The sequence below is a fragment of the Thiorhodococcus mannitoliphagus genome (assembly GCF_010915725.1).
Lineage (GTDB): Bacteria > Pseudomonadota > Gammaproteobacteria > Chromatiales > Chromatiaceae > Thiorhodococcus > Thiorhodococcus mannitoliphagus.
This window is the reverse complement of the sequence record NZ_JAAIJR010000413.1, coordinates 1-681: the sequence shown is the minus strand read 5'-3', so window position 1 is coordinate 681 and position 681 is coordinate 1. Positions and strand designations below refer to the sequence as shown.

Sequence of the window (681 nt, the reverse complement as noted above, 5' to 3'; positions counted from 1 at the left end):
GAGGGCGCGATCGAGGCAGGGGATCTGTGGATCGCCGATCGCAACTTCTGTGTCGCCTCCTGGATCTGGGAACTGCACCAACGCGGCGCGGTGGTGCTGGTGCGTGAGCACCAGCAGATCCCCTGCCAACCGCTTGAGCCGATGCGCCTGGTCGCCACCACCGCCGAGGGGCAACTCAGCGAGCAGCGCGTGACCATCCCCGCCCCTGACGGGGTGCAGCGCCTGGAGCTGCGCCGGATTCGCCTGGAGCTGAACACCCCGACGCGCGAGGGCGAGACGACGCTGTACCTGTTGACGACACTGCCCGAGGCGGCGGCCGACGCCGCGCTGGTCGCGGCTCTCTACCGCGAGCGCTGGACCCTGGAAAAGGCCTTCTTGCATGTGACCACCGAGCTGCGCTGCGAGATTGAGACCTTGGCCTATCCGCCCGCCGCCCAGTTCGGATTGGCCATGGCCATCGTCGCCTACAACGCCTTGGCCGTGATCAAGGCGACGCTGCGCCAGGTGCATGGTGCCGCGACGGTCGAGACCGAGGTCTCCGGCTATTATCTCGTCAACGAAATGGCACGCGTGGATGAGTGCCTCAACACCCTGATCACGCCCGAGGAATGGGCCGTGTTTCAAACGTTCACGCCCGAGGCGATGGCCGCCTGGCTGCTCGCCACCGCGCAACAGGTGCAG

At 67.0% G+C, this 681-nt stretch carries 1 protein-coding gene; it reads left to right on the top strand.

Going from position 1 to position 681, the window contains the following annotated elements:
* The coding region (locus G3480_RS27200) for a transposase (protein WP_164657285.1) at positions 1–681 on the top strand (681 nt) is incomplete at both ends.